The sequence below is a fragment of the Neorhizobium sp. IRS_2294 genome (assembly GCF_050500145.1).
GTDB classification, from domain to species: Bacteria; Pseudomonadota; Alphaproteobacteria; order Rhizobiales; family Rhizobiaceae; genus Neorhizobium; species Neorhizobium soli.
The window spans coordinates 949932-970136 of record NZ_CP191439.1 but is presented as its reverse complement, the minus strand read 5'-3'; the positions used below and the strand labels follow the sequence as shown (position 1 = coordinate 970136).

Below are 20205 nucleotides of genomic sequence, written 5' to 3'. Positions count from 1 at the left end.
CTATAAATATAGCACAACAACGTCGTGCGGCAAGCACGCCAGCCTTACCTTGCCGGCACCGCCTTCAGATAGGCGGCGATGGCCTGCAGGTCGCTTTTCGGCAGGTGCGCGATGTTCTTTTGCACCTCGACCATGGATCCGCCGACGCTGTCGAAATCGGGGGTGAAGCCGGTCGAGAGGTATTCGGTGATCTCGTCTTCGCTCCAGGCGCCGATGTCCTTGGAGCCGGGGGTGATGTTGGGAATGCTGCCCTGCCCTTCCGGGTTGGGGCCGCCGGCCAGCCACTGTCCTTTTTCGAAGCCACCGAGCGCGTTGCGGGGCGTATGGCACTCGCCGCAATGGCCGGGACCTTCGACCAGGAACTGGCCGCGTTTGACCTGATCATCGGCGGAAGCGAGTTCGACGCGGGGGCCGTCGTCGAAATAGAGGAGTTTCCAGCCGCCGACCGCGATGCGCTGGTTGAACGGAAAGCCCAGTTCGTGCGACGGCGCGACATTGCTGCTCGGCGGAAGCGTCTTCATGTAGCCGTAGAGGTCGTTGACGTCGGCTGCCGACAGGCGCGCGTAGGAGCCGTAGGGAAAGGACGGGTAGAGATGCTCGCCGTTCGGGCCGACGCCTCTCGTCATCGCATCGCCGAATTGGGCAAGCGTCCAGGAACCAATGCCGGCTTTGGGATCGGGCGAGATATTGGGGACGTGGAAGGTGCCGAACGGGCTTTTCAGCGCCAGTCCGCCGGACAGGATCTTTGCGGCGTCGCCTTCGGCACCTTCAGCTGCATGACAACCGGCACAGCCGCCCGCCCAGAACAATTGTTCGCCCTTGGCAAGATCGGGCTGACCGACGCTCGACCAGTAGCCTGCCTCATGCGGCTGCGGCTTTGTCAGTGCCCAGCCGGCAACGGCACCGGCGGCGATAATGACCACGCCGATGCCCAACACTTTTGCCCATCTTGCGGCCATCGCCAACTTTCCTCCGACATTGATGCGCAACGGAACGGCTGCCTTTGCGACAGCCGTTCAAGCATGCAGGCGTGCGCTACTTCTTCAGGCGGTAGGTCTCGTGGCAGGAGCCGCAATTGGCGCCGAGCGTCCCAACAGCCTTCTGGACGCCTGCGGCATCCGTCGGCATCGAAGCGAGGATCATGTCGGCATCGGAGGCGAGCTTGTTCGCTTTGGCGCGGAAATCGGCTTCGTTCTTCCAGATCGCCGGCGATGCTTCCGAATTGGCTTCGGATCCGACAGGGAACTGGTCCGGGAAGGCCTTCATATTGGTGCTGATCGTGGTCAGCGCTGTCTTGATGGCATCGGCGTCGTAGGGTTTGTCGCCTTTGGCGATGTTGCGCATGGCTGCCGTGGAGGCGGCCACCTGCTTCATCATCTGTTCGCGCTTCTCGACCACCGCATCCTGCGCAAGGACAGCGGTGAAGCCGAGACAGAGTGCCGCGGTCGTCATGGCGATAGTTCTGAATTTCATTTCCGGCTCCGATCCCTAAAACGATGTGATGTCTGCGTCTCACATCATCAACGCATTCGCGTGATGATGATGGCAAGCTTACATGACCGAAAGAAGTCACGATTTCGTAATTTAGCGCTCGATTCTAGAAGCCGTCAAACCCAATGCAAAGTCATGTTTTTCAAGCGCTTCAGTTCGACCGCGCGTGGGCGGACAGCGGCGCCTGACGATAGCCAGGCTTGATCAGACATCGGTTGATCGGAAATGCAAACACCCGGCGCCTTGCGGCACCGGGTGTCTGGCAAATCAGCAATTGATTGAGCTTACTTGGAAGCGGCTTCGTAGCGTTCCAGCACGTAATCCCAGTTGATCAGGCTATCGACGAAAGCCTCGAGATACTTCGGGCGGGCGTTGCGGTAGTCGATGTAATAGGAATGTTCCCAGACGTCGACGCCGAGGATCGGCTCTGCGCCGTGGACCAGCGGGTTTTCGCCGTTCGGGGTCTTGGAGATGACGAGCTTGCCATCCTTGACCGAAAGCCAGGCCCAGCCGGAGCCGAACTGCGTGGTGCCGGCTGCAATGAAATCAGCCTTGAACTTGTCGTAGCCGCCAAGATCAGATGCGATCGCGGTTTCGAGCTTGCCCGGCAGCTTGTTTCCGCCGCCGTCCTTCTTCATCCACTTCCAGAAATGGACGTGGTTGTAATGCTGGGCAGCATTGTTGAAGAGGCCCTGGTTGGTGCCGAAGGACTTCTTGACGACGTCCTCGACCGACAGCTCGGCCATGCCGGCTTCGGCAGCAAGCTTGTTGCCGTTGTCAACATAGGCCTTGTGGTGCTTGTCGTGGTGGTATTCCAGTGTTTCCTTCGACATGAAGGGTGCAAGGGCTTCGTAATCGTATGGAAGTTCGGGAAGTTCGAAAGCCATTGGTATACTCCTTTTGGCAAACACCGTGGGTGAAGGTCTTGCTGGAACATAGGAGCGCGATGGGGAAGAGGCAACGGTGAACCTTCCAAAAACAACCGCTCAATCGACAAGAAATTGCTGAATTTTCCAAGCATTAGCGAGAGGAATCAATCGCTTTCGCACCGAATGCAGAAACCGGAGAAAATTGACGATGAAAAACTTTGTGGCACCGATCCTCCTCGTTTGCGCAACCGGCGCCGTGACGGCCCAGGCCGCTTCCGACGATGCGTGGACGACGTTTCAGGCTGACGTCGGCAAGGCCTGCGTGGCGGCTTCGAAAGACCTGATCGAGAACGGAAGGGCCGTGGTCGATCCGTTCGGAAGCCAGTCCTATGGGCTTGCGGTCGTCACCGGCAAAGCCAAAGGCGCCAAGGTCAGGATCAGCACGATCTGCGCCTACGACAAGAAGACCAAAAAGGCCGAAGTGGGTGGCGAGATCTCCGCCGACATGCTGAGGGCAAAACCTGGCAAGTAACATCCGCGACCGCGCGGGCGGCAGCGTTTGGGAACTTTTCCACCACGGCAGACTTTTCCGGGCATGAAACACTGCCGGGAGGGCTGCCGTGTTTGATTTCTTGACCTTCGACTTTCTGACGTCCGATTTCGTGATCTTCGTGGCAATCGGCTTTTTCGCGCAGATCATCGATGGCGCGCTCGGCATGGCTTTCGGCGTTCTCACCACCACTAGTCTGCTTGCTTTCGGCGTGCCGCCGGCAGTCGCCAGCGCCATGACGCATGTGACCGAGTGTTTCACGACGGCTGCATCCGGCGCCTCGCATCTCTACCATCGCAACGTCGACTGGCGGCTGGTCAAACGGCTGGCGCCGGCCGGCATGGCTGGCGGCGCGATCGGCGCCTATCTTCTGTCCAGTATCGATGGCAAGGCGATCGAGCCGTTCGTCTCGGTCTATCTGATGCTGGTCGGATGTTACATTCTCTACAAGGCCTTCCGCCCGGCCTTCAGGCGCAACATGCATGACCGGATCGTGCCCTATGTGGGCGGCGCGGGCGGCGTGCTCGATGCCATGGGCGGCGGCGGATGGGGGCCGATCGTCACCAGTTCGCTTCTCGGCCGCGGCCATGAACCAAAGAAGGTGATCGGCTCCACGAACCTCACCGAATTTGCGGTAACGACGGTGATCTCGGCGACCTTCATCGCCACGCTCGGCTGGTCAGAACTGTCGTCGGCGCTCGGCCTCATCCTCGGCGGCGTGCTGGCGGCCCCGTTCGGAGCGCTGATCGTCAAGCGACTGCCGACCAAACCGCTGATGGTCGCCGTCTCCCTGATCATCATCGGGACAGCTGCGGTGCGGATCATCTGAGGGCGATGCTCTCTAACCTTCCAGCCCATCGCAACATCCCACATCCGCTGCCCTGCACCTGTCCCTTTGGCGATTGGCGCGCTAGATAACGGGTATCGCGGTTTCCTCCGGGGGCCGTAGCGGAGTGTTCTCCGACGTCTGATCCTCATCTGCAAAGGTATGTCTTCCATGGCCGAAACGAACAGCCCGAACCTTCTCGTCATCCTCTTGCACGGCGTCGGCTCCAGTGGCGACAATCTGGCGCCGCTTGGGGAGGAATGGGCGGGGACGTTTGGCGATGCCGTCTTCGTTTCGCCCGATGCGCCGGAGCCTTCAAGCTTTGGTGCCGGGTACCAGTGGTTCAGTGTTGCGGGCGTCACGCCGGAAAATCGCGGCGCGCGGATTGCGGCGGCACGGCCGGGGTTCGATGCCTTGATCAACGGTATCATCGCGGACAACGGCTTTGCCGAGAGGCTTGATCGCGTGGCGCTGGTGGGTTTCTCGCAAGGGACGATCATGGCGCTCGACGCGATCGCAAACGGACGGTTTGGCGTGGGTGCGGTGGTCGGTTTTTCCGGCCGGCTGTCTTCGCCCGAGCCGCTGTCGCCCTCCACGAAGATGCCGGTGTTTCTGGTGCATGGCACTGCCGACGACGTCATCCCGTCATGGGAAAGCGAACAGGCGGCCGACACGTTGGCAAAGCATGGTTTCGACGTGGAGACATCGATCGAGCCCGGGCTCGGTCACACGATTTCCGGCGCCGGTGCTGGCCGCGCCGTGGAATTTCTGGCGAAAGTGTTTGGATACGAAGCGCTTTAACGCGGCAGAACAAGGTTGAGGGACGGCGCCCGGACCGGGTGCCGTCCCTCGTCAATCAGACGTCTTCGCCCTTGGTCGAGCGTGCCCAGTCCATATAGAGTTCGAGCGCCTTGCGGGCGACAGGACCTTCCTGCAGGGAGCGGTCCTCGAACCGGTTCACCGGGGCGATTTTGGAATAGTTGCCGGACGTGAAGATTTCGTCGGCATTGGCGAAATCGGCAGCAGTCAGCGTGACTTCGCGCACGTCGAAGCCGGCGCCGCGCAACAGGGTCAGCACGCGCGAGCGGGTGATGCCGGCCAGGAACGTGCCGTTGGCGATCGGCGTCATGACCACGCCGTCCTTAACCATGAAGATGTTCGAGGATGCGGTTTCGGCGACATTGCCGTTCATGTCGAGCGCGAGCGCATTGTCGAAGCCGCGGCTCTGCGCCTCGACGATCATGCGGCCGCTGTTGGGATAAAGGCTACCGGTCTTGGCGGCCGTCATGGCGACTTCGGCGCTCGGGCGGCGGAACGGCGATACGGTCAGCGACGAAGCCTTTGCCGTGTGCATCGGAGCTTCGAACAGGCAGAGCGCAAAGCGGGTCGATTCCGGATCGGCGGCGACGACGCTGGTGGGAAGACCGTGTTCGGCCCAGTACATCGGCTTGATGTAGATCGCCGTCTTGCCGTCGAACTTCTTGACGCCTTCCAGCGCCAGCCGCTCGATCTCTTCTGCGGCCATGACCGGCTTCATGCCCATATTGATGGCCGAGCGGTTGACGCGCTGGCAGTGCATGTTGAGATCCGGAGAGATGCCGTCGAACCAGCGGGCGCCGTCGAACACAGTCGTGCCCAGCCACATGGCGTGCGAGGTGGGTCCGATCAGCTTCGGATTTCCTTCCACCCACTCACCATCCACGTAAGTCCAGGTGGTGGAGCGAGGGGATGTGTCGACGGCCATGATATTCTCCTTCGGGTCTTCAAAGCTTGGCGGGGGTCGCTAAAATTTGGCGTGAATGAAATCCCCGGAGCCCTCAAGGTCAAGCGACAATCCGAGATGATTCATCACAAATATTGATGGCACCCCGAATTGCCGCCGTCTCATGGTCAGGGCGCTCGCTGCGGTGCGGGTGCCGGAAGAAGCGGCGAGTCCGATGGCTGGCGCGGACTGCCCGGCGCTCCCTGCAACAGGTTATCGCTACCCAGCTGACGACTGTCGTTCTGCATCAGGGTGATTGACAAAATGACGGCCACCAGCAGGCCAAGGACAATGAGAAACAACCAGCGCATGTATCGAAAACTCCCTCTCACGCAGAATAACGCGAACATTTCCGTCTGAAACGTTGCGTGATCCCTTCGACCAGAACAGTGGGGCCACTCTGCGGCAACGCAGCAAATCCTTCACAGACGCGGCCCAAAAACGTTGACAGCAGCCGTCCGGGCTTGCAGTCTTGCGCCTCACCTCCCGTTTACGCACTCATTTTTTTACAACGCAGAGGCCATGTCCAGCTCAGGCGCCCTCACCTCAACGGCTCTCAAGTCATCGTCCATGTCGCTGACGCAGGACCTGGTCGACCTGTGTTTTCGCGACGAGATGGATCCCGGCGCACCGCCGACCTGGGAGCCGCTGACGGATGCCGACTACGCCGAGATTACCGAGCGGCTGGTGGAGGATATCGGCGAAGAACCGCTGTGGATCTTTGCCTATGGCTCGCTGATCTGGAAGCCGGGCTTTGATTCGATCGCCTGCCAGCGGGCGACGGCCTATGGCTGGCATCGATCGTTTTCGCTCCATATCGAACGCGGCCGCGGTTCGCCGGACCAGCCGGGGCTGATGATGATGCTGTCGCGCGGCGGTCGTTGCGACGGCGTGATCTACCGGGTGTCCGATTCGGAAAAGCGCGAGCAGATCGACAAGGCGCTGCGCCGCGAGGTGAGCCACAAGGACAGCCTTTCGACCTTCCGTTTTCTCCCCGTGCGGACGCAAGGCGGCGAGACGATCCGGGCGCTGACCTTCTGGGCCGGCGGAAAGAGCCCGCGGATCATCAGGCCGCTGCCGCCGCTTCAGGATGTGGCGCCAGTTCTGGCACGCGCCTGCGGCCATCGCGGTTCCTGTGCCGAGTATCTCTATAATACCGTCGTGCATCTGGCCGAATTCGGCATCCGCGACCGCAATCTCTGGCGGCTGCAGGAGATGGTAGCACGCGAAATCGAAGCGATTCACGCTTAAAAGCGTGATGCCGCCCGTCGGGGCCGGCAGTGCGAAATCTGGCACTCTCTCATAAAAGTTGAGGACGGCGGGCTCGATCCGTGTTTGAACGCTCATGGGGCGCGTGCGACCCCCATCGTGATGACCGGCACCGTGCCAGCGAGACCCATGACGACTGTAGCCACCATAGTGTACCTGACCGTAGCGACCGCGTTCTTCGGGATGACGTTGGCCGAGGGTGTGACACGACGGCTTCCCTGGAGCTTCGACAGGATCATGGGACTTTTGCTGTCGTGCCTGTGGCCGCTGATCCTGATTGCGATCGCGGTCAGCAGTCATCGCGATCGCAGAAATGCAGGATGACGCTGCTGCGCATCACTCCACCGATCCTTGTATATTTCCCGTAGAAGCAGCGCGGCGCTGCCCTATATCCTCGATAACCGAAAAGACGAAGACTGGGGCGACAGGATCGATGCAAAGCATCCTCAACGAAGGCGACACGTGCTGGCGGATTGCCAAGGCGGACCGGCTTTCCATCATCATCGATGCCGCCGACTTCTTTCGCTTCGCCAAGCGCACGATGACGAAGGCGAAAAAGTCGATCTACCTGATCGGCTGGGATTTCGACACGCGCATCCAGCTGGAGCCGGGCAAGAAGGATGGCAAGGCTGACAAGAGCGCGAAGGAGGAATGGCCCGACGAGCTTGGCAAGTTTCTGAACGCGCTCGCCGAGCGAAACAACGGGCTCGATATTCGCATTCTCAAATGGGATATCGGGCTGATCAATTCGATCACTCGCGGTGAAACGCCGTTTTATATTCTCAAATGGATGTTCGACAAGCGCATCCATCTGAAGCTCGACGGCGCGCATCCAGCGCTGTCGGCGCATCACATGAAGCTTCTTGTCATCGACGACGAAGTGGCGTTCTGCGGCGGGATCGACATGACCGTTGGGCGCTGGGACAGTCGCGATCATTCGGAAGACGAGCCGTTGCGCAAGTCGCCGATGGGATTTGCGCAAGGGCCCTGGCACGATGCCACCACCTGCCTTTCCGGCGAGGCCGCACGGGCGCTCGGCGAGGTCGCACGGCGACGCTGGAAACTGGCAACCGACGAGACGCTCGATCCGCCTGACGAGAATACCGCCACGCAGAACGACCCCTGGCCGGACGAGCTGGAGGTCGGGTTTCGCGACATCTCGATCGGCATCGCCCGCACCGCGCCTGAATACGAGGGGCGCAGCCAGATCGTCGAGATCGAGACGGCCAAGCTTGCGATCATCGGTTCGGTGAAAAAGACGCTTTATGTCGAGAGCCAGTATTTCGCCTCGCGCCGTATTGCAGAGGCCATGGCGGAACGGCTGAAGGAGCCCGACGGACCGGAAATCGTGCTGATCAATCCGGAGGGCTGCGAAGGCTGGCTGGAAGCCAAGGCGATGGACAGCGCCCGCATCCGGCTGATGAAGATGGTCAAGGACGCCGATGTTCATGATCGCTTCCGGATCTACTACCCTGTCAACGAAGCCCGCACGTCGATCTATGTGCATGCCAAGATGATGTTTGCCGACGACCGGATCGTGAAGATCGGCTCGGCCAATCTCAACAACCGCTCGATGGGCTACGATACGGAATGCGACCTCATCCTCGAGGCGCAGCCGGGTGAGGACACGCTGAGCGCCAAAATCGTCAGCACCCGCGACGATCTCATCGCCGAACATCTTGGGCGCGAACCGCAGGAAGTGCGTGACGCGGTCGCAGCGCATGACGGGTCAATCATCGCGGCCATCGAGGCGTTGAACCGACAGAGCGGCCGAGGTCTTCTGCCGGTCAAGATGCGGGAGCTGAGTGCCGACGAGGAATTGCTGGCTGAATCGGACATTGCCGATCCCGAGCGACCAAGCGGCGTGCGCTACCGGACATCAAACTTTCTGAAACAGCGGTTCGGTCGAGTCGCGAGACGGGCGAAACGGGCGCGCAAAGAGACCTGACGAGGCGGATTGCGCGGCCTCCAGGGCCTTCTTTCGAGCCGATTTGTCGCATCCGGTCGGGTGATCCTGGGCCGGTCTCTGCTTGATCGCCGGATTTCACGGCCCATCTAGAGTGTGCCTCTTCTTTGCCCGGCTCCCCGGCGGGCCCCCTTTTCCAAGGAGCACATGATGCAAACCGTCAACGCCAACGGCGCCCATATCCCAGCTCTCGGTTTCGGCACGTTCCGCATGCCCGATGCGGATGTTCATCGCATTCTGCCGCAAGCCCTCAAACTCGGCTTCCGCCATGTGGACACTGCGCAGATCTACAAGAACGAGCAGGCCGTCGGCGAGGTTATTCGCCAGTCGGGCATTCCGCGCGACGATATCTTTCTGACCACGAAAGTCTGGGTCGACCGCGTCGGTCACGATGCCTTTATCGCTTCGGTGGACGAAAGCCTTTCCAAGCTGCAGACCGACCATGTCGACCTTCTGCTGCTGCACTGGCCGCAAAGCGAAATGCCGCTGGCCGACCGGATCGGCGCGCTGAACGAGCTGAGAACCGCAGGCAAGGTCAAGAATATCGGCGTTTCCAACTTTTCGACCGCGCTGATGGCTGAAGCGATCAAGCTGTCCGATGCGCCTATCGTCAACAACCAGGTGGAATATCACCCCTATCTCGACCAGACCAAGGTGCTGATGGAAGCGCGCAAGACCGGCATGTCGGTGACCGCCTATTACCTGATGGCCGATGGCGCGGTGCCGAAGGACGAGGTGTTGAAGGAGATCGGCGCGAAGTACAAAAAGACCGCCGCTCAGGTCGTGCTGCGCTGGGCCGTGCAGCAGGAGGACGTGATCGCGCTGTCGAAGACCGCGACCGAAAGCCGGCTGCCGGAGAATTACGACATCTTCGACTTCTCGCTGTCGCCGCAGGAAATGGAAGCGGTGTTTGCGCTGTCGCGAACAGACGGACGCATCGTATCGCCGGTGCATCTCGCGCCAGAGTGGGACTGATCCGGTCCGAGGCTTCGGTCTCGGACAATGGTCCGTTTGGGTCGCTTCCCACACACTCCCGCCGTGGTTTGTGTGGGATCCCGCCCAATTGCCCGGCGAGCCTCCCCCACGCGGCAGCCGAGGCCACGTCTTCTCTTGCCTCTCCCAGCCAGAACCATAGGTCTTGTCACGGGCTGGAAGAGGAGGAGTTTTCATGCATTTCAGAACGATATTGATGTCCGCGGCGGCGGTGGTTGTTACCGCCCTGCCCGCCAGCGCGCAGCAAAAGCCTGCGGACCCGGCGCCGAAGGACTGCCCGAGTTCGATGCCTGTAGGGACCGAGTGCTTTGCGGGTCAGGATCTGCACGGCGCCTATTACTGGATCGCCAAACCGAAGGACTGGAACGGCACGCTCGTTGTCCATGCCCATGGCGGGCCGCGCACCGCAAAGCCTACGCCGGACGATCCGGTCGAGGATCTCGAGCGTTTCGCGGTCACCGTTCAGGAGGGCTATGCCTGGGCCGGTTCCAACTATCGCCGCGAGGGTTATGGCGTGCGGATGGCGGCGGCCGATACGGACAATGTGCGCCGGATCGCCATCCGGCTGCTCGGCAAGCCGAAGCATGTTCTGCTGCACGGCCAGTCCTGGGGCGGCAATGTGGCGGCGAAGACGGCTGAACTCTACGCACTCGACTGGCGCGGCCAGAAGAATTACGACGGCTTGGTGCTGACCAGCGGATTGCTGGCCGGCGGCGGCCATGGCTATGACTTCCGCGCCGATCTGCGGGCCGTCTACCAGTATTACTGCAAGAACCATCCGCGCGCGGACGAGGTGCAGTATCCGGTCTGGCAGGGCCTGCCCAAGGGCTCGAAGATGTCGCGCGACGAGCTGCAGCAGCGGGTCGACGAATGCACCGGCATCTCTCTGGCGAAGGACAAGCGCTCGCCAGAGCAAGCAAAGAACCTCGCCAATATCCTCGCCGTCACCAAGGTGCCGGAAAAGACGCTGGTGGCGCATTTGAGCTGGGCGACCGGGTTGTTTTCCGACATCGTCTGGCGACGGATGGATGGCAAGAACCCGTTCGACAATGCTGACGTGCAGTACAAGGGATCAGACGATGACGCGGCGCTGAACAAGGGTGTCGAGCGGTTCAAGGCGGATCCGCAAGCGGCTCGGCTGATGGCCTATGATGCCGATCTCACCGGCCAGATCGTCGCGCCGACCATCACCCTGCACGCCAAGAACGATCCGACCGTGTTTGTCGATCACGAGGCGATCTATCGCCAAACGGTGGACAAGGCCGGCAATGGCGAGCTGCTGGTGCAGAACTTTTCGGACGAGGCGGAGCATTCCAAGCTCTCGACGCCGCAATATGCAGCGCTGTTTTCCGCCATGCTGAGCTGGATCGACAAGGGCGAGAAACCGACGCCGCAGACGGTGGCAGCCCTGTGTGAAAAGAAAGCCGAGATCTACAAGGAGCCCTGCAAGCTTCTGCCGGATTTCATGCCACAGATCCAGGAACGCTAGAGCGCGTCTTGCCGCCTAGATCAGACAAGGACGGGCGGAGCAGCCGTGCTCCGCCCGTCTTGGTTTGTGATTACAGCCAGCCCTTGCGGCGGAAGTAGAGATACGGCAGCGCCATCGAGACGATCATCAGGCAGAGTGCCAGCTGATAGCCGTAATGCCACTGCAGTTCCGGCTGGTTGGCGAAGTTCATGCCGTAGACCGATGCGACCAGCGTCGGCGGCAGAAACACGACTGACGCAACCGAGAAGATCTTGATGATCTGGTTCTGCTCCAGATTGATCAGGCCCAGCGTCGCATCGAGCAGGAAGTTGATCTTGCCGGACATGAAGGCCGAGTGATCGCCAAGCGAGGTGGCATCGCGCTGCAGCAGTTTCAGGCGCTGGCGCATTTCCTTGGGCAGCTTGCGATCGACACCATCGAGGGCGGCATAATAGGCGACGACGCGCGAGACGCTGACGAGGCTTTCGCGCACGACGGTGATGAACTCGCCCTTCTGGCCGATCGCCCGGATCAGTTCCTGCAGGTCGCGCGTCTTCTTGTTGACCTTGGAGGCCTTGGCCGCAAAGATATCGCGCGAGATCTGGTCGATATCGTTGCCGAGCCGCTCCAGCGTATCCGCCATGCGGTCGATGATCGCCTCGACCAGACCGGTCATGATCAGTTCGCCGGTTGCCGAATGAAGGCCGAGCCCGTTGCCCTTGCGGGCACGCGCCATGAAGGCATCGAAGGGACGCGGCTCGGAATAGCGCACGGTGACGAGAACCTGGCCCTTGACGATAAAGGTGACGGGAACCTTGTGCGGCGTGCCGGCATCCGGGCGTGTCAGCACGGTCATGGTCATGAACTCGGCGCCGTCTTCCTGGTAGAGCCGGGAGGAGAGTTCAATATCCTCCATCTCGTCCTGGGTGGGAATGGTAACCCCGAGGCGGGAGCCGACATCGCGCTCTTCCTTGGCCGTCGGGTTGATCAGGTCGTACCAGATCACAGGCGGCTGCGGAGCAACAGACGTCGCATCGGCGGCTGCACTGGCGATTACGGCGTCGGCCGCGACAAGGCGGTCGTGATCATAGGCATGGATACGCAGCATGACGGCTCCTATTCCGGACCATTGAGGTCCCCGGAGCGCATCACCGATATGAACGGTTCAGAGCCCCGAAGCGGCAGGTCTATCTGTTGACGTCGAACTTCGACTGTCGGGGTTCATCTCGGTTTGTCCTTTGAAAGAGCGGCACCCGAACGGGTAGCGCTTTTGCGCGTGAAATGGCGCGGAAATCACGGAAAGTCAACTCCCCGCAGCGCAGCATTGACCCGTCGTTTGCGCTTCTGTAGCAAAGCCGCTCCGACCAAGAGGTTTGTCCCATGCTGCCCTGGATCCAGCTCGACCGCGCAACCATTCCCGGCGCCCTGCCCGGCGAGGAAGGCGAGCTGCGTCTGAAGCAGCGCGGCCAGGAATTCTCGATCATGCTCGGCACCAACGAGCTGATGAACAGCCGTCTCAGCGGTTCGGAAGAAGCGCTGGCGACACTCGCGCAGGAGAAGATCGGCAAGAGGGCCAAGCCTTCGATGCTGATCGGCGGGCTCGGCATGGGGTTCACGCTGAGGGCAGCACTTGCCGTTCTGCCCGAAGATGCGCAGGTGACCGTGGCCGAGCTGGTACCGGCCGTGGTCGACTGGGCGCGCGGGCCGATGGCGCCGGTCTTCAAGGGCTGCCTCGACGATCCGCGCGTGACGATCTTTGAGGGCGATGTCAGCGAGTTGATCCGCACGTCGAGCGGCGCCTTCGATGCGATCCTGCTCGATGTCGACAATGGGCCGGACGGGTTGACGCGAGCCTCGAACGACCGGCTCTACAATATGGGCGGTCTTTATTCCGCACGCTCGGCGCTACGGCCCGGCGGCGTTCTCGCCGTCTGGTCGTCAGGTCCCGACGCGGGCTTTACCCGGCGGCTGAAGGAGGTGGGATTTCAGGCGGAGGTGGTGAACACGCGCGCCAATGGCAAGCGCGGCGCAAAGCACGTGATCTGGCTGGCAGCCAAGGGCTGACGTTCTGCGGGTTTGCTCAGACGCCCGGAGGGGCGCTGCCGGCGAACTGGAAGTAGAGGAATGCCAGGACCAGGCCCGCGATGACGGCAACCCAGATCAGCATGCGCTTCACGCCGGGCGCCATGTTTTTGAACGGCGACTTGCGCGGTGGCTTGACCGGTTTCGGACGCTGGAACTTGATGATGTTGTCGCTCATCGCCGACCTATAGCATAGCTGATGATTTAGAAAAGCCGCCGGCGATGGAGCCAGCGGCTTTCGATTCACGAATTCAGATCACACGAACTGGCTGAGGCCGGGCACCGATGCGATGACCGTATCGACGGTTTCGTCACCGGCGTGTTCGCGTGCGACAGCCATGGTTTCCTTGGCAAGTGCAGTGATTTCGCCCATGCCGAGGCCCTGCGACATCAGCTGCTGGCCGAGCGTCATGATGCCGCCGCCGCCGAAGCTCGACATCAGGCCGCCCAGCAGACCGCCGCCACCGGCACCTTCGCCGTTGAATTTGCCGACCAGTTCCGGCGCGCCGGGAATGGCTTCGATCATCCGCGCCACGGCAGCGTCATCCGCCTCGCGCTGCAGGAAGCCCAGCATCATGCCGATCGCCTTTTCGGCCGCATCAGGTGCAAGACCGACGCGGTCGGCAACGCGGGTAACCATCTCGTTCATCAATATCTCCTCAGTTTTGACGTTCACGTCAAGGTCATACATAGACTCGTGCCGGATGCCAACAGGCGTGTTCCAAATGGTGCCACGCAGCCCGGGTTGGCGCAACCGGCCGCTTGTCAATCCTCGGCGGCGACACCGACCGTATCGGCCATTTCAGCGCCGCGCGCCCCCATCGGCTTCGGATGGCCGGTGGTGGAATCGACCGAGGTCTGATGCTCGAGCTCGGCGTTGATCTCGGCTCCGACGACGACGATGATGACGGATACCCATGTCCAGACCATGAAGCCGATCAGTGCGCCGAGCGTGCCATAGGTGGCATTGTAATCGGCGACGTTGGCCAGATAGTAGGACACGCCGAGCGAGGCGAGAAGCCAGAAAATGGTGGAAAAGGCCGCACCCCAGGTCAGCCACTGGATCTTGGCTGGCTCGCGGCTGGGGCCGAACCTGTAGAGCGCCATGATGCCGAGCGTGACGAACACCATCATCAACGGCCAGCGGGCAATGCGGATGATCATTTCCGACCACTGGTCGAGCCAGAAATATTTGAGCAATGCCGGGACCACGCCCATGGCAAACAGGATGACGATGGCAATCAGCATCGCGCCGAGCGTGAAGAGCAGCGACATCAGGTTGAGCTTGACGATGCCGCGCTTTTCCTGCTCGCCGTAAGCGACATTCATGGCCTCGAACAGCGCCTTCATGCCGTTGTTGGCGCTCCAGAGCGCCAGCGCCAGACCCGCGATCAGGCCGATCGACAGCGTTGCGCCGCGTTCGCTTGAGAGGGCCCGGACCTGATCGAGGAAGATGTTCAGCCCTTCGGCGGGCATGATCGTGCTCAGAAACGCGATCCGATCGGCAATCGTCACGGGATCGGCGACGAACCCGTAGATCGACACGAGCGCGCTTGCGGCTGGAAACAGCGCCAGCAGCAGGTAATAGGTGACGCCGGCGGCGATCAGCGTGATGCGATCTTCGGTTACGCCCGCATAGACGCGCCAGAACACGTCTTTGAGGCCGCGGGCCGGAATGCCCATCGGGCCATCTGCATGGCGACCCCTCTGTGCATCGCGCACGCCTTGCGCATCGAGTGTCCGAGTTCCCGCCGGTCCGGCTGTGTCCGTCATCGTCACGTATTCACCCCTCTTCTGCCGCCTCTCGCGCCAGTTTTCACTTGGCCGATTTTCAGCCGTTGCCCGGCTCTTCAGCGCATCCTATAAAAGCCACAGATTGAACGCGTTTAGGGAGCGCATAGTTGCATGGCGAATATTGATGCGGACGATCAGGCGAAACTCTTTATCGGCGGCAGTCGCAACCCTGACGACACGTTGAACAAGGCCGAATTCCTCGACATGAAGTTCGGTAACCGCCACGGGCTGGTGACGGGTGCGACCGGCACCGGCAAGACCGTGACGCTGCAGGTTCTGGCCGAGGGCTTTTCGCGGGCCGGCGTTCCCGTGTTTGCATCCGACATCAAGGGCGATCTCTCCGGCGTCGCGGCCAAGGGCGAGCCCAAGGATTTTCTCGCCAAACGCGCCGAGCAGATCGGCTTTGCCGATTACGAGTTCGAGCAGTTCCCGGTGATCTTCTGGGATCTCTACGGCACCAAGGGACATAGGGTCCGCACCACGATCGCCGAGATGGGGCCGCTTTTGCTGGCCCGTCTGATGGATGCATCCGAACCGCAGGAAGGCGTGCTGAACATCGCCTTCAAGCTGGCCGACAAGGCCGGGCTGCCGCTGCTCGACCTCAAGGACCTGACCTCGCTTCTGAATTACATGGCCGAGAACGCGTCGGAACTATCCAAGGAATTCGGCCTCATTTCCAAGGCTTCGGTCGGCTCGATCCAGCGGGCGCTGCTCGTTCTGGAACAGCAGGGTGCGGAGCATTTCTTCGGCGAGCCGGCGCTGAAAATCACCGACATCATGCGGGTGAACCCGAATTCCGGTTACGGCCAGATCTCGATCCTTGCCGCCGACAAGCTGATGATGAACCCGCGGCTCTACGCGACGTTCCTTTTGTGGCTTCTGTCGGAACTGTTCGAGGAACTGCCCGAGGTGGGCGATCCGGACAAGCCGAAGCTGGTGTTCTTCTTCGACGAGGCGCATCTGCTGTTCGACGAAGCGCCGAAGGTTCTGCTCGACCGCGTGGAGCAGGTGGTGCGGCTGATCCGCTCCAAGGGCGTCGGCGTCTATTTTGTCACCCAGAACCCGCTCGACGTGCCGGAAAGCGTGCTGGCCCAGCTCGGCAACCGGGTGCAGCATGCGCTGCGCGCCTATACGCCGCGCGAGCAGAAGGCAGTGAAGACCGCGGCCGACACGTTCCGGCCGAACCCGGCCTTCGATTGCGCCACCGCGATCACCCAGCTCGGTACCGGCGAGGCGCTGGTCTCGACGCTCGAGGGCAAGGGTGCACCATCGATGGTGGAACGGACGCTGGTCCGCCCACCCTCGGGACGGATCGGTCCTCTGACCGATGCGGAGCGGCAGTCGGTGATGGACCGCAGCCCGGTTCTCGGGATCTATGACGAGGATCTCGACCGCGAAAGCGCCTTCGAAATGCTTGGCGCCCGGGCAAAGCAGGCCGCCGATGCGGCGGCCGCCCGAAAGGCGCAGGATGAACTCGAGCCCGCGCCGCCTGCCGGCTCCGGCGAAACCACCGGCTGGACCCTGCCCGGCTTCGGCAACAAGGACGACGACGAGCCGAAGGGCCGCAGAACCGTTGGCCGCTCGGGCTACCAGCGCGAGACGATCATCGAGGCTGCCATGAAAAGCGTGACCCGCACCGTCGCCACCCAGGTGGGCCGGGCGATCGTGCGCGGCATTCTCGGCAGTCTGAAGCGGTGACCGGGCGGATGCGCGAAGCGGCAAGGACAGGGCTCTGCGCCCTCGCCCTTGTCGCGCTCGGCTCTTCGGCGCAGGCGGCGGATGCCGGCAACGGCAAGCGGGTGTACCAGAAATGCGTCGCCTGTCATGTGGCCGACCGGGAGACCAACCGGTTCGGCCCGCATCTCAAAGGCGTCGTCGGGCGACCGGCAGCGCAAGTTCCCGATTACAAGTATTCGCAGGCGATGAAGGATGCGGCCGCTGCCGGTCTCGTCTGGGACGACGCGGCACTGTCCGCCTTTCTCTCGAGCCCCAAGAAGAAAGTGCCGGGAACCAGCATGCGCTTCTTCGGACTGTGGACCCAGGCCGAGATCGACGACGTGATTGCTTACCTGAAGACAACCGCGCAAGAAGAGTGACGGCCGGGAATGGTCGTCAGCCGTTCGGGTAAGCAGCTGAGACGGCCACGAATTCGTCGTCGCGGACGGGTGCAGCAGGGGCTGCTTGCGTGCCTGCGAGCGCCGTTTCGCGCCAGGTTTCCAGGAGCCAGGCGAGCTGGGCGAAATCGAGCCCATAGGCATCGTGCAGGCCGGAATTGCGGCCGGTCGCATCGCGGCTCATGCGGATCAGGGCGGTTTCCGGGAGCGACAGGTCGTCGAACACGACCATCTTCATCTCCAGCTTGGGCAGAAAGCGCACGGAGATCGGCGTCATCCCGCCTGCCTTGAAGCCCTCGACATCCTGCCAGCGCCAGAATTTGCGACGCCCGAGCGTGACCATGGTGAAGCCGTCGCCATCCAGTTCCAGCCGCTGACCGACGAGGACGCCCGCCATCATGACGGAGGCGCAGAGCGACAGAAAGCCGACGCCCAGCCAGAGTATTGCCTGTCGCAACGCCGGCATCGGCGGATCGGCGGGGTCGGCATCCAGCAGCAGAAACAGAAGCAGGACGGCGAAGGCTGCGCAGCCGACGGCCAGCGAGAAATAGCGGACGCGGCTGGAATAGAGGGTGACCGGACCGGGAAAGCGGGCAATCAGCGTTGCGGCATCCTGCCGCCTTCGGTGGAAGGTTTGCGGCCAGAGCATATGCGCAAAAACGAAGGCGCCTGCCCCGAACAGGGCCAGCACCGGCCAGCCGCCCCTGAAAGCCGTCAGGATCATGACGATGCCGGACAGGGCCAGGAACGTGCTGATACTAAAGAAAACAAGGCTCAGCGGACGGGGCAATGGATGCATGAGTGGGTCCTCCGGCCTTATGCGTGAAGGTGCAATTAGGCCTGACGAGGACAGGTTCAAGGTTTCGGGGATCAAGAGCGCTTCGGAGCGACTAGGCAGAAGAAGGCGCCCTGAGGATCGGTGGCCTGGACGATCCAGCTTCCGCCGGGCACTTGCATCGGCCCGAACACGACACTACCGCCGCCGGCCGTGATGCGCTCGATGGCCGCGTCAATCGCCTCGACGTTGAAGTAATAGGACCAGCACGGCGCAGGCACCGTGTCCGGTTTCGTCATCATGCCACCGATCGCCTGGCCGGGATGGCCGTCATAGGCAAAGATGCGGTAGACGCCCCTCTCGCCCATGTCCATGTCATGGTCCTTCGCCCAACCGAACACGCTTCCATAGAATTCGAAAGCCTCCTCGCCGTTGCCCGCCATCAGCTCGCACCAGCCTAGATTGCCGGGATCGGCGGGGCCGAGCTGGCGGGGCGGGTTTGCCGGCGGGATCGGCGTCATGATGCAGAGAACCGCCCCATGCGGATCGGCCACAACAGCAAACCGGCCGACGCCCGGGATATCCTCCGGGTCGCGCTGGATGCGTCCGCCAAGGGAAACGAAGTCACTTGCGGTTTCATCGACATCGTCGACGGCAACATAGCCGGTCCAGTTCGGCGGCATCTTGCCTTCAAGCTCCGGCGGAAAGTGCATCATGCCGCCAATGCCGGGGCAATTGTCGCCCTCGCCCATTTCGAACAGGAAATAGGACGGCATATCGGCCATGGCGAGTTCGCGGACAGTCCAGCCGATGACAGAGGCGTAGAACTTGCCCGCCGCTGACGTGTCTGACGTGATCAGTTCGCACCAGATGAACTTTCCATGCGTGTCCGAACGGGATTTCGAAACGATCTGCAGCATGCCCATCTCCCTCTTGTGTGTGTTCAACGGACCCGGCGACGTGCCCTCAATGGCAGCAGGATGACGCCTGTTGCTCGGGCTTTACCGCATATTCGTCGTGGCGCTTGAGGAAACTCATCGTCTTATCCTCGTTGCGGCCGAGCGGCGCGCGGTCGAGCAGCATCAGCGTGCCGATCACCTCTTCCGGGCCGCGGGCATAGGTGGAATAGGTATGGAAGATCTCGCCGGCCTCATTCCTGTAGAAGGCTGACAGGCCCGGAAGCTCCTCGAAACCTTCGCTCGCGGGCATGGCGCGGAAATTGTAGTTGATCGTCTCGCCCTGCATCTCTTCTTGCGTGAAGGAAACGCGATAGTCGTGGTTGAAATCCGTGGCGTAGGACGAGACCCAGGGAAACTGCCAGTTCATGCGGGCCTTGTAGGCCTCGATTTGCCCCAACGTGCCGCGCGAGACGGCGACGAGCGTGACGTCGTGATGGTTGAGATGGGCAAGCGTGCCGTCGAAATGGTCGGCCATGAAGGAGCAACCGACACAGCCTTCGCTCCAGTCGGGTCCGAACATAAAGTGATAGATTAGCAGCTGGCTGCGTCCGGCAAAGAGATCGGACAAGGTCTTGCCGCCCTGCGGCGTGTCGAAGACGTAGTCCTTGTCCACCCGCACCCAGGGCAAGGCGCGGCGGGCGGCGCGGACCTTGTCACGCAACCGCGTCTCCTCCTTCTCGAGCGCCAGAAGCTCGAGCCGCGCCTTCAGCCACTCGTCTTTCGACAGGACGGCATTTGTCGGGAATGCGCTGACATCCATAAGAACCTCCCCTTTCTTGACAGAATAGGTTGATATCAACATAATATTTCCATGCTGTCAAATCCCGATTCGGTTCCGTTTTCCGCCACGCTTCATGTCCGCGACACCTGTCTTTGCCTGCATGTGCAACGGGCAGCGCGGGCCTTAGCGCGAACCTTCGATACGGCGCTGAAGCCGGTTGGATTGAACAATGGCCAGTTCTCGCTGATGATGTCGCTCAACCGCCCACAGCCGGCGACGATGAAATCCGTCTGCGACCTGCTTGCCATGGACCGCACGACGCTGACTGCGGCCCTGAAGGTTTTGCAGGCGCGCGGCTGGATCGGCAGCGCCATTGACCCGAAGGACAAGCGCGGACGGCTCCTGACACTGACGGAGGATGGCCGCGCGGTTCTGGCGAAAGCCCTGCCGATCTGGGAAGCGAGGCATGCAGAGCTCGATGTCACGCTGCCCGGCGGCAATGCGGCCCAGCTGCGGGACTCGTTGAAGGCTGTGAGCTGATCCAAATCGGCTGGAATCTCGCGCAA

24 protein-coding genes are annotated in these 20205 nt (G+C 61.7%); 11 read left to right on the top strand and 13 right to left on the bottom strand.

Annotation, left to right across the window (positions count from 1 at the left end):
• Positions 1-44: 44 nt before the first annotated feature.
• The 3 genes from ACQY1K_RS04555 to ACQY1K_RS04545 form a co-directional block, all read right to left on the bottom strand.
• Entirely contained in the window at positions 45-959 is a 915-nt protein-coding gene (locus ACQY1K_RS04555) for a c-type cytochrome (protein ID WP_430258418.1), read from the bottom strand.
• Between the two features lie 76 nt (positions 960-1035).
• Positions 1036-1473: a c-type cytochrome gene (locus ACQY1K_RS04550; protein ID WP_062579617.1), complete on the bottom strand. Its 438-nt coding sequence runs from the start codon at positions 1471-1473 to the stop codon at positions 1036-1038.
• Positions 1474-1775: 302 nt separating this feature from the next.
• Positions 1776-2378: a superoxide dismutase gene (locus ACQY1K_RS04545; RefSeq protein WP_113111233.1), complete on the bottom strand. Its 603-nt coding sequence runs from the start codon at positions 2376-2378 to the stop codon at positions 1776-1778.
• A gap of 190 nt (positions 2379-2568) precedes the next feature.
• Between ACQY1K_RS04545 and ACQY1K_RS04540 the strand changes: the two genes are divergently transcribed.
• The 3 genes from ACQY1K_RS04540 (at position 2569) to ACQY1K_RS04530 (ending at position 4537) form a co-directional block, all read left to right on the top strand.
• Entirely contained in the window at positions 2569-2892 is a 324-nt protein-coding gene (locus tag ACQY1K_RS04540) for a hypothetical protein (protein ID WP_192086857.1), read from the top strand.
• Positions 2893-3007: 115 nt separating this feature from the next.
• The gene (locus ACQY1K_RS04535; RefSeq protein ID WP_430258911.1) at positions 3008-3739 is read left to right on the top strand and encodes a sulfite exporter TauE/SafE family protein; all 732 of its coding nucleotides are present in this window, start codon (positions 3008-3010) and stop codon (positions 3737-3739) included.
• A gap of 168 nt (positions 3740-3907) precedes the next feature.
• Positions 3908-4537, top strand: a complete 630-nt coding sequence (locus ACQY1K_RS04530; protein ID WP_430258417.1) for an alpha/beta hydrolase — start codon at positions 3908-3910, stop codon at positions 4535-4537.
• A 55-nt stretch (positions 4538-4592) separates the two neighbouring features.
• Here ACQY1K_RS04530 and ACQY1K_RS04525 read toward each other — a convergent pair whose 3' ends face one another.
• Positions 4593-5480, bottom strand: a complete 888-nt coding sequence (locus tag ACQY1K_RS04525; protein ID WP_062579607.1) for a branched-chain amino acid aminotransferase — start codon at positions 5478-5480, stop codon at positions 4593-4595.
• Between the two features lie 146 nt (positions 5481-5626).
• Positions 5627-5809 (bottom strand): hypothetical protein, encoded by a 183-nt coding sequence (locus ACQY1K_RS04520; RefSeq protein WP_062453508.1) that lies wholly within the window; start codon positions 5807-5809, stop codon positions 5627-5629.
• A gap of 211 nt (positions 5810-6020) precedes the next feature.
• Between ACQY1K_RS04520 and ACQY1K_RS04515 the strand changes: the two genes are divergently transcribed.
• Complete coding sequence (locus ACQY1K_RS04515) at positions 6021-6749, top strand: gamma-glutamylcyclotransferase (RefSeq protein WP_430258416.1); 729 nt, start codon at positions 6021-6023, stop codon at positions 6747-6749.
• Between the two features lie 92 nt (positions 6750-6841).
• On the opposite strand, the gene ACQY1K_RS04510 is transcribed toward ACQY1K_RS04515, so the two are convergent.
• Positions 6842-7006 carry a hypothetical protein gene (locus ACQY1K_RS04510; protein ID WP_430258415.1) on the bottom strand — a complete coding sequence of 55 codons (165 nt, stop codon included), beginning with the start codon at positions 7004-7006 and terminating at the stop codon, positions 6842-6844.
• A gap of 194 nt (positions 7007-7200) precedes the next feature.
• Between ACQY1K_RS04510 and ACQY1K_RS04505 the strand changes: the two genes are divergently transcribed.
• The 3 genes from ACQY1K_RS04505 (at position 7201) to ACQY1K_RS04495 (ending at position 11215) form a co-directional block, all read left to right on the top strand.
• The gene (locus ACQY1K_RS04505; RefSeq protein WP_430258414.1) at positions 7201-8715 is read left to right on the top strand and encodes a phospholipase D-like domain-containing protein; all 1515 of its coding nucleotides are present in this window, start codon (positions 7201-7203) and stop codon (positions 8713-8715) included.
• A gap of 168 nt (positions 8716-8883) precedes the next feature.
• Positions 8884-9708 (top strand): aldo/keto reductase, encoded by an 825-nt coding sequence (locus ACQY1K_RS04500; RefSeq protein ID WP_184654758.1) that lies wholly within the window; start codon positions 8884-8886, stop codon positions 9706-9708.
• Between the two features lie 193 nt (positions 9709-9901).
• Positions 9902-11215, top strand: coding sequence for an alpha/beta hydrolase family protein (locus ACQY1K_RS04495; protein ID WP_430258413.1), 1314 nt, complete (start codon positions 9902-9904; stop codon positions 11213-11215).
• Between the two features lie 70 nt (positions 11216-11285).
• Here the strand turns inward: ACQY1K_RS04495 and ACQY1K_RS04490 are convergent, their stop codons facing one another.
• A complete protein-coding gene (locus tag ACQY1K_RS04490) occupies positions 11286-12302 on the bottom strand; it encodes a magnesium transporter CorA family protein (protein WP_062453512.1) in 1017 nt (338 codons plus the stop codon).
• 272 nt (positions 12303-12574) lie between these two features.
• Between ACQY1K_RS04490 and ACQY1K_RS04485 the strand changes: the two genes are divergently transcribed.
• Complete coding sequence (locus ACQY1K_RS04485) at positions 12575-13258, top strand: spermidine synthase (RefSeq protein WP_430258412.1); 684 nt, start codon at positions 12575-12577, stop codon at positions 13256-13258.
• A 16-nt stretch (positions 13259-13274) separates the two neighbouring features.
• Here ACQY1K_RS04485 and ACQY1K_RS04480 read toward each other — a convergent pair whose 3' ends face one another.
• The 3 genes from ACQY1K_RS04480 to ACQY1K_RS04470 all read right to left on the bottom strand — a co-directional run bounded on the left by ACQY1K_RS04480 (position 13275) and on the right by ACQY1K_RS04470 (position 15049).
• A complete protein-coding gene (locus tag ACQY1K_RS04480; RefSeq protein ID WP_430258411.1) occupies positions 13275-13454 on the bottom strand; it encodes a hypothetical protein in 180 nt (59 codons plus the stop codon).
• A 78-nt stretch (positions 13455-13532) separates the two neighbouring features.
• Positions 13533-13925: a hypothetical protein gene (locus ACQY1K_RS04475; RefSeq protein WP_062454796.1), complete on the bottom strand. Its 393-nt coding sequence runs from the start codon at positions 13923-13925 to the stop codon at positions 13533-13535.
• Between the two features lie 116 nt (positions 13926-14041).
• The gene (locus ACQY1K_RS04470; protein ID WP_430243902.1) at positions 14042-15049 is read right to left on the bottom strand and encodes a YihY/virulence factor BrkB family protein; all 1008 of its coding nucleotides are present in this window, start codon (positions 15047-15049) and stop codon (positions 14042-14044) included.
• A gap of 132 nt (positions 15050-15181) precedes the next feature.
• On the opposite strand from ACQY1K_RS04470, the gene ACQY1K_RS04465 reads away from it, so the two are divergent.
• Together ACQY1K_RS04465 and ACQY1K_RS04460 are read left to right on the top strand one after the other, a co-directional pair.
• On the top strand, positions 15182-16768 hold the full coding sequence (locus ACQY1K_RS04465) for a helicase HerA-like C-terminal domain-containing protein (RefSeq protein ID WP_430258410.1): 1587 nt from the start codon (positions 15182-15184) through the stop codon (positions 16766-16768).
• 8 nt (positions 16769-16776) lie between these two features.
• A complete protein-coding gene (locus ACQY1K_RS04460) occupies positions 16777-17166 on the top strand; it encodes a c-type cytochrome (protein WP_430258409.1) in 390 nt (129 codons plus the stop codon).
• A gap of 16 nt (positions 17167-17182) precedes the next feature.
• Here ACQY1K_RS04460 and ACQY1K_RS04455 read toward each other — a convergent pair whose 3' ends face one another.
• From ACQY1K_RS04455 to ACQY1K_RS04445, 3 genes are all read right to left on the bottom strand, one after another.
• The gene (locus ACQY1K_RS04455; protein WP_430258408.1) at positions 17183-17983 is read right to left on the bottom strand and encodes a hypothetical protein; all 801 of its coding nucleotides are present in this window, start codon (positions 17981-17983) and stop codon (positions 17183-17185) included.
• Positions 17984-18054: 71 nt separating this feature from the next.
• Positions 18055-18879, bottom strand: a complete 825-nt coding sequence (locus ACQY1K_RS04450; protein WP_430258407.1) for a VOC family protein — start codon at positions 18877-18879, stop codon at positions 18055-18057.
• 46 nt (positions 18880-18925) lie between these two features.
• Positions 18926-19678, bottom strand: coding sequence for a DUF899 domain-containing protein (locus tag ACQY1K_RS04445; protein WP_430258406.1), 753 nt, complete (start codon positions 19676-19678; stop codon positions 18926-18928).
• A 54-nt stretch (positions 19679-19732) separates the two neighbouring features.
• Here ACQY1K_RS04445 and ACQY1K_RS04440 point away from each other — a divergent pair, with 54 nt between their 5' ends.
• Positions 19733-20179, top strand: coding sequence for a MarR family winged helix-turn-helix transcriptional regulator (locus ACQY1K_RS04440; RefSeq protein WP_430258909.1), 447 nt, complete (start codon positions 19733-19735; stop codon positions 20177-20179).
• Positions 20180-20205: the final 26 nt, after the last annotated feature.

What these genes read in the sequence shown, in the direction of transcription:
- ACQY1K_RS04450 (WP_430258407.1), bottom strand. Translation starts at nt 18,879, where the DNA reads ATGCTGCAGATCGTTTCGAAATCCCGTTCGGACACGCATGGAAAGTTC.
- ACQY1K_RS04550 (WP_062579617.1), bottom strand. Translation starts at nt 1,473, where the DNA reads ATGAAATTCAGAACTATCGCCATGACGACCGCGGCACTCTGTCTCGGC.
- ACQY1K_RS04475 (WP_062454796.1), bottom strand. Translation starts at nt 13,925, where the DNA reads ATGAACGAGATGGTTACCCGCGTTGCCGACCGCGTCGGTCTTGCACCT.
- ACQY1K_RS04555 (WP_430258418.1), bottom strand. Translation starts at nt 959, where the DNA reads ATGGCCGCAAGATGGGCAAAAGTGTTGGGCATCGGCGTGGTCATTATC.
- ACQY1K_RS04500 (WP_184654758.1), top strand. Translation starts at nt 8,884, where the DNA reads ATGCAAACCGTCAACGCCAACGGCGCCCATATCCCAGCTCTCGGTTTC.
- ACQY1K_RS04485 (WP_430258412.1), top strand. Translation starts at nt 12,575, where the DNA reads ATGCTGCCCTGGATCCAGCTCGACCGCGCAACCATTCCCGGCGCCCTG.
- ACQY1K_RS04505 (WP_430258414.1), top strand. Translation starts at nt 7,201, where the DNA reads ATGCAAAGCATCCTCAACGAAGGCGACACGTGCTGGCGGATTGCCAAG.
- ACQY1K_RS04490 (WP_062453512.1), bottom strand. Translation starts at nt 12,302, where the DNA reads ATGCTGCGTATCCATGCCTATGATCACGACCGCCTTGTCGCGGCCGAC.
- ACQY1K_RS04455 (WP_430258408.1), bottom strand. Translation starts at nt 17,983, where the DNA reads ATGCATCCATTGCCCCGTCCGCTGAGCCTTGTTTTCTTTAGTATCAGC.
- ACQY1K_RS04465 (WP_430258410.1), top strand. Translation starts at nt 15,182, where the DNA reads ATGGCGAATATTGATGCGGACGATCAGGCGAAACTCTTTATCGGCGGC.
- ACQY1K_RS04510 (WP_430258415.1), bottom strand. Translation starts at nt 7,006, where the DNA reads ATGATCCTGTCGAAGCTCCAGGGAAGCCGTCGTGTCACACCCTCGGCC.
- ACQY1K_RS04470 (WP_430243902.1), bottom strand. Translation starts at nt 15,049, where the DNA reads ATGACGGACACAGCCGGACCGGCGGGAACTCGGACACTCGATGCGCAA.
- ACQY1K_RS04480 (WP_430258411.1), bottom strand. Translation starts at nt 13,454, where the DNA reads ATGAGCGACAACATCATCAAGTTCCAGCGTCCGAAACCGGTCAAGCCA.
- ACQY1K_RS04540 (WP_192086857.1), top strand. Translation starts at nt 2,569, where the DNA reads ATGAAAAACTTTGTGGCACCGATCCTCCTCGTTTGCGCAACCGGCGCC.
- ACQY1K_RS04545 (WP_113111233.1), bottom strand. Translation starts at nt 2,378, where the DNA reads ATGGCTTTCGAACTTCCCGAACTTCCATACGATTACGAAGCCCTTGCA.
- ACQY1K_RS04530 (WP_430258417.1), top strand. Translation starts at nt 3,908, where the DNA reads ATGGCCGAAACGAACAGCCCGAACCTTCTCGTCATCCTCTTGCACGGC.
- ACQY1K_RS04495 (WP_430258413.1), top strand. Translation starts at nt 9,902, where the DNA reads ATGCATTTCAGAACGATATTGATGTCCGCGGCGGCGGTGGTTGTTACC.
- ACQY1K_RS04445 (WP_430258406.1), bottom strand. Translation starts at nt 19,678, where the DNA reads ATGGATGTCAGCGCATTCCCGACAAATGCCGTCCTGTCGAAAGACGAG.
- ACQY1K_RS04525 (WP_062579607.1), bottom strand. Translation starts at nt 5,480, where the DNA reads ATGGCCGTCGACACATCCCCTCGCTCCACCACCTGGACTTACGTGGAT.
- ACQY1K_RS04520 (WP_062453508.1), bottom strand. Translation starts at nt 5,809, where the DNA reads ATGCGCTGGTTGTTTCTCATTGTCCTTGGCCTGCTGGTGGCCGTCATT.
- ACQY1K_RS04515 (WP_430258416.1), top strand. Translation starts at nt 6,021, where the DNA reads ATGTCCAGCTCAGGCGCCCTCACCTCAACGGCTCTCAAGTCATCGTCC.
- ACQY1K_RS04460 (WP_430258409.1), top strand. Translation starts at nt 16,777, where the DNA reads ATGCGCGAAGCGGCAAGGACAGGGCTCTGCGCCCTCGCCCTTGTCGCG.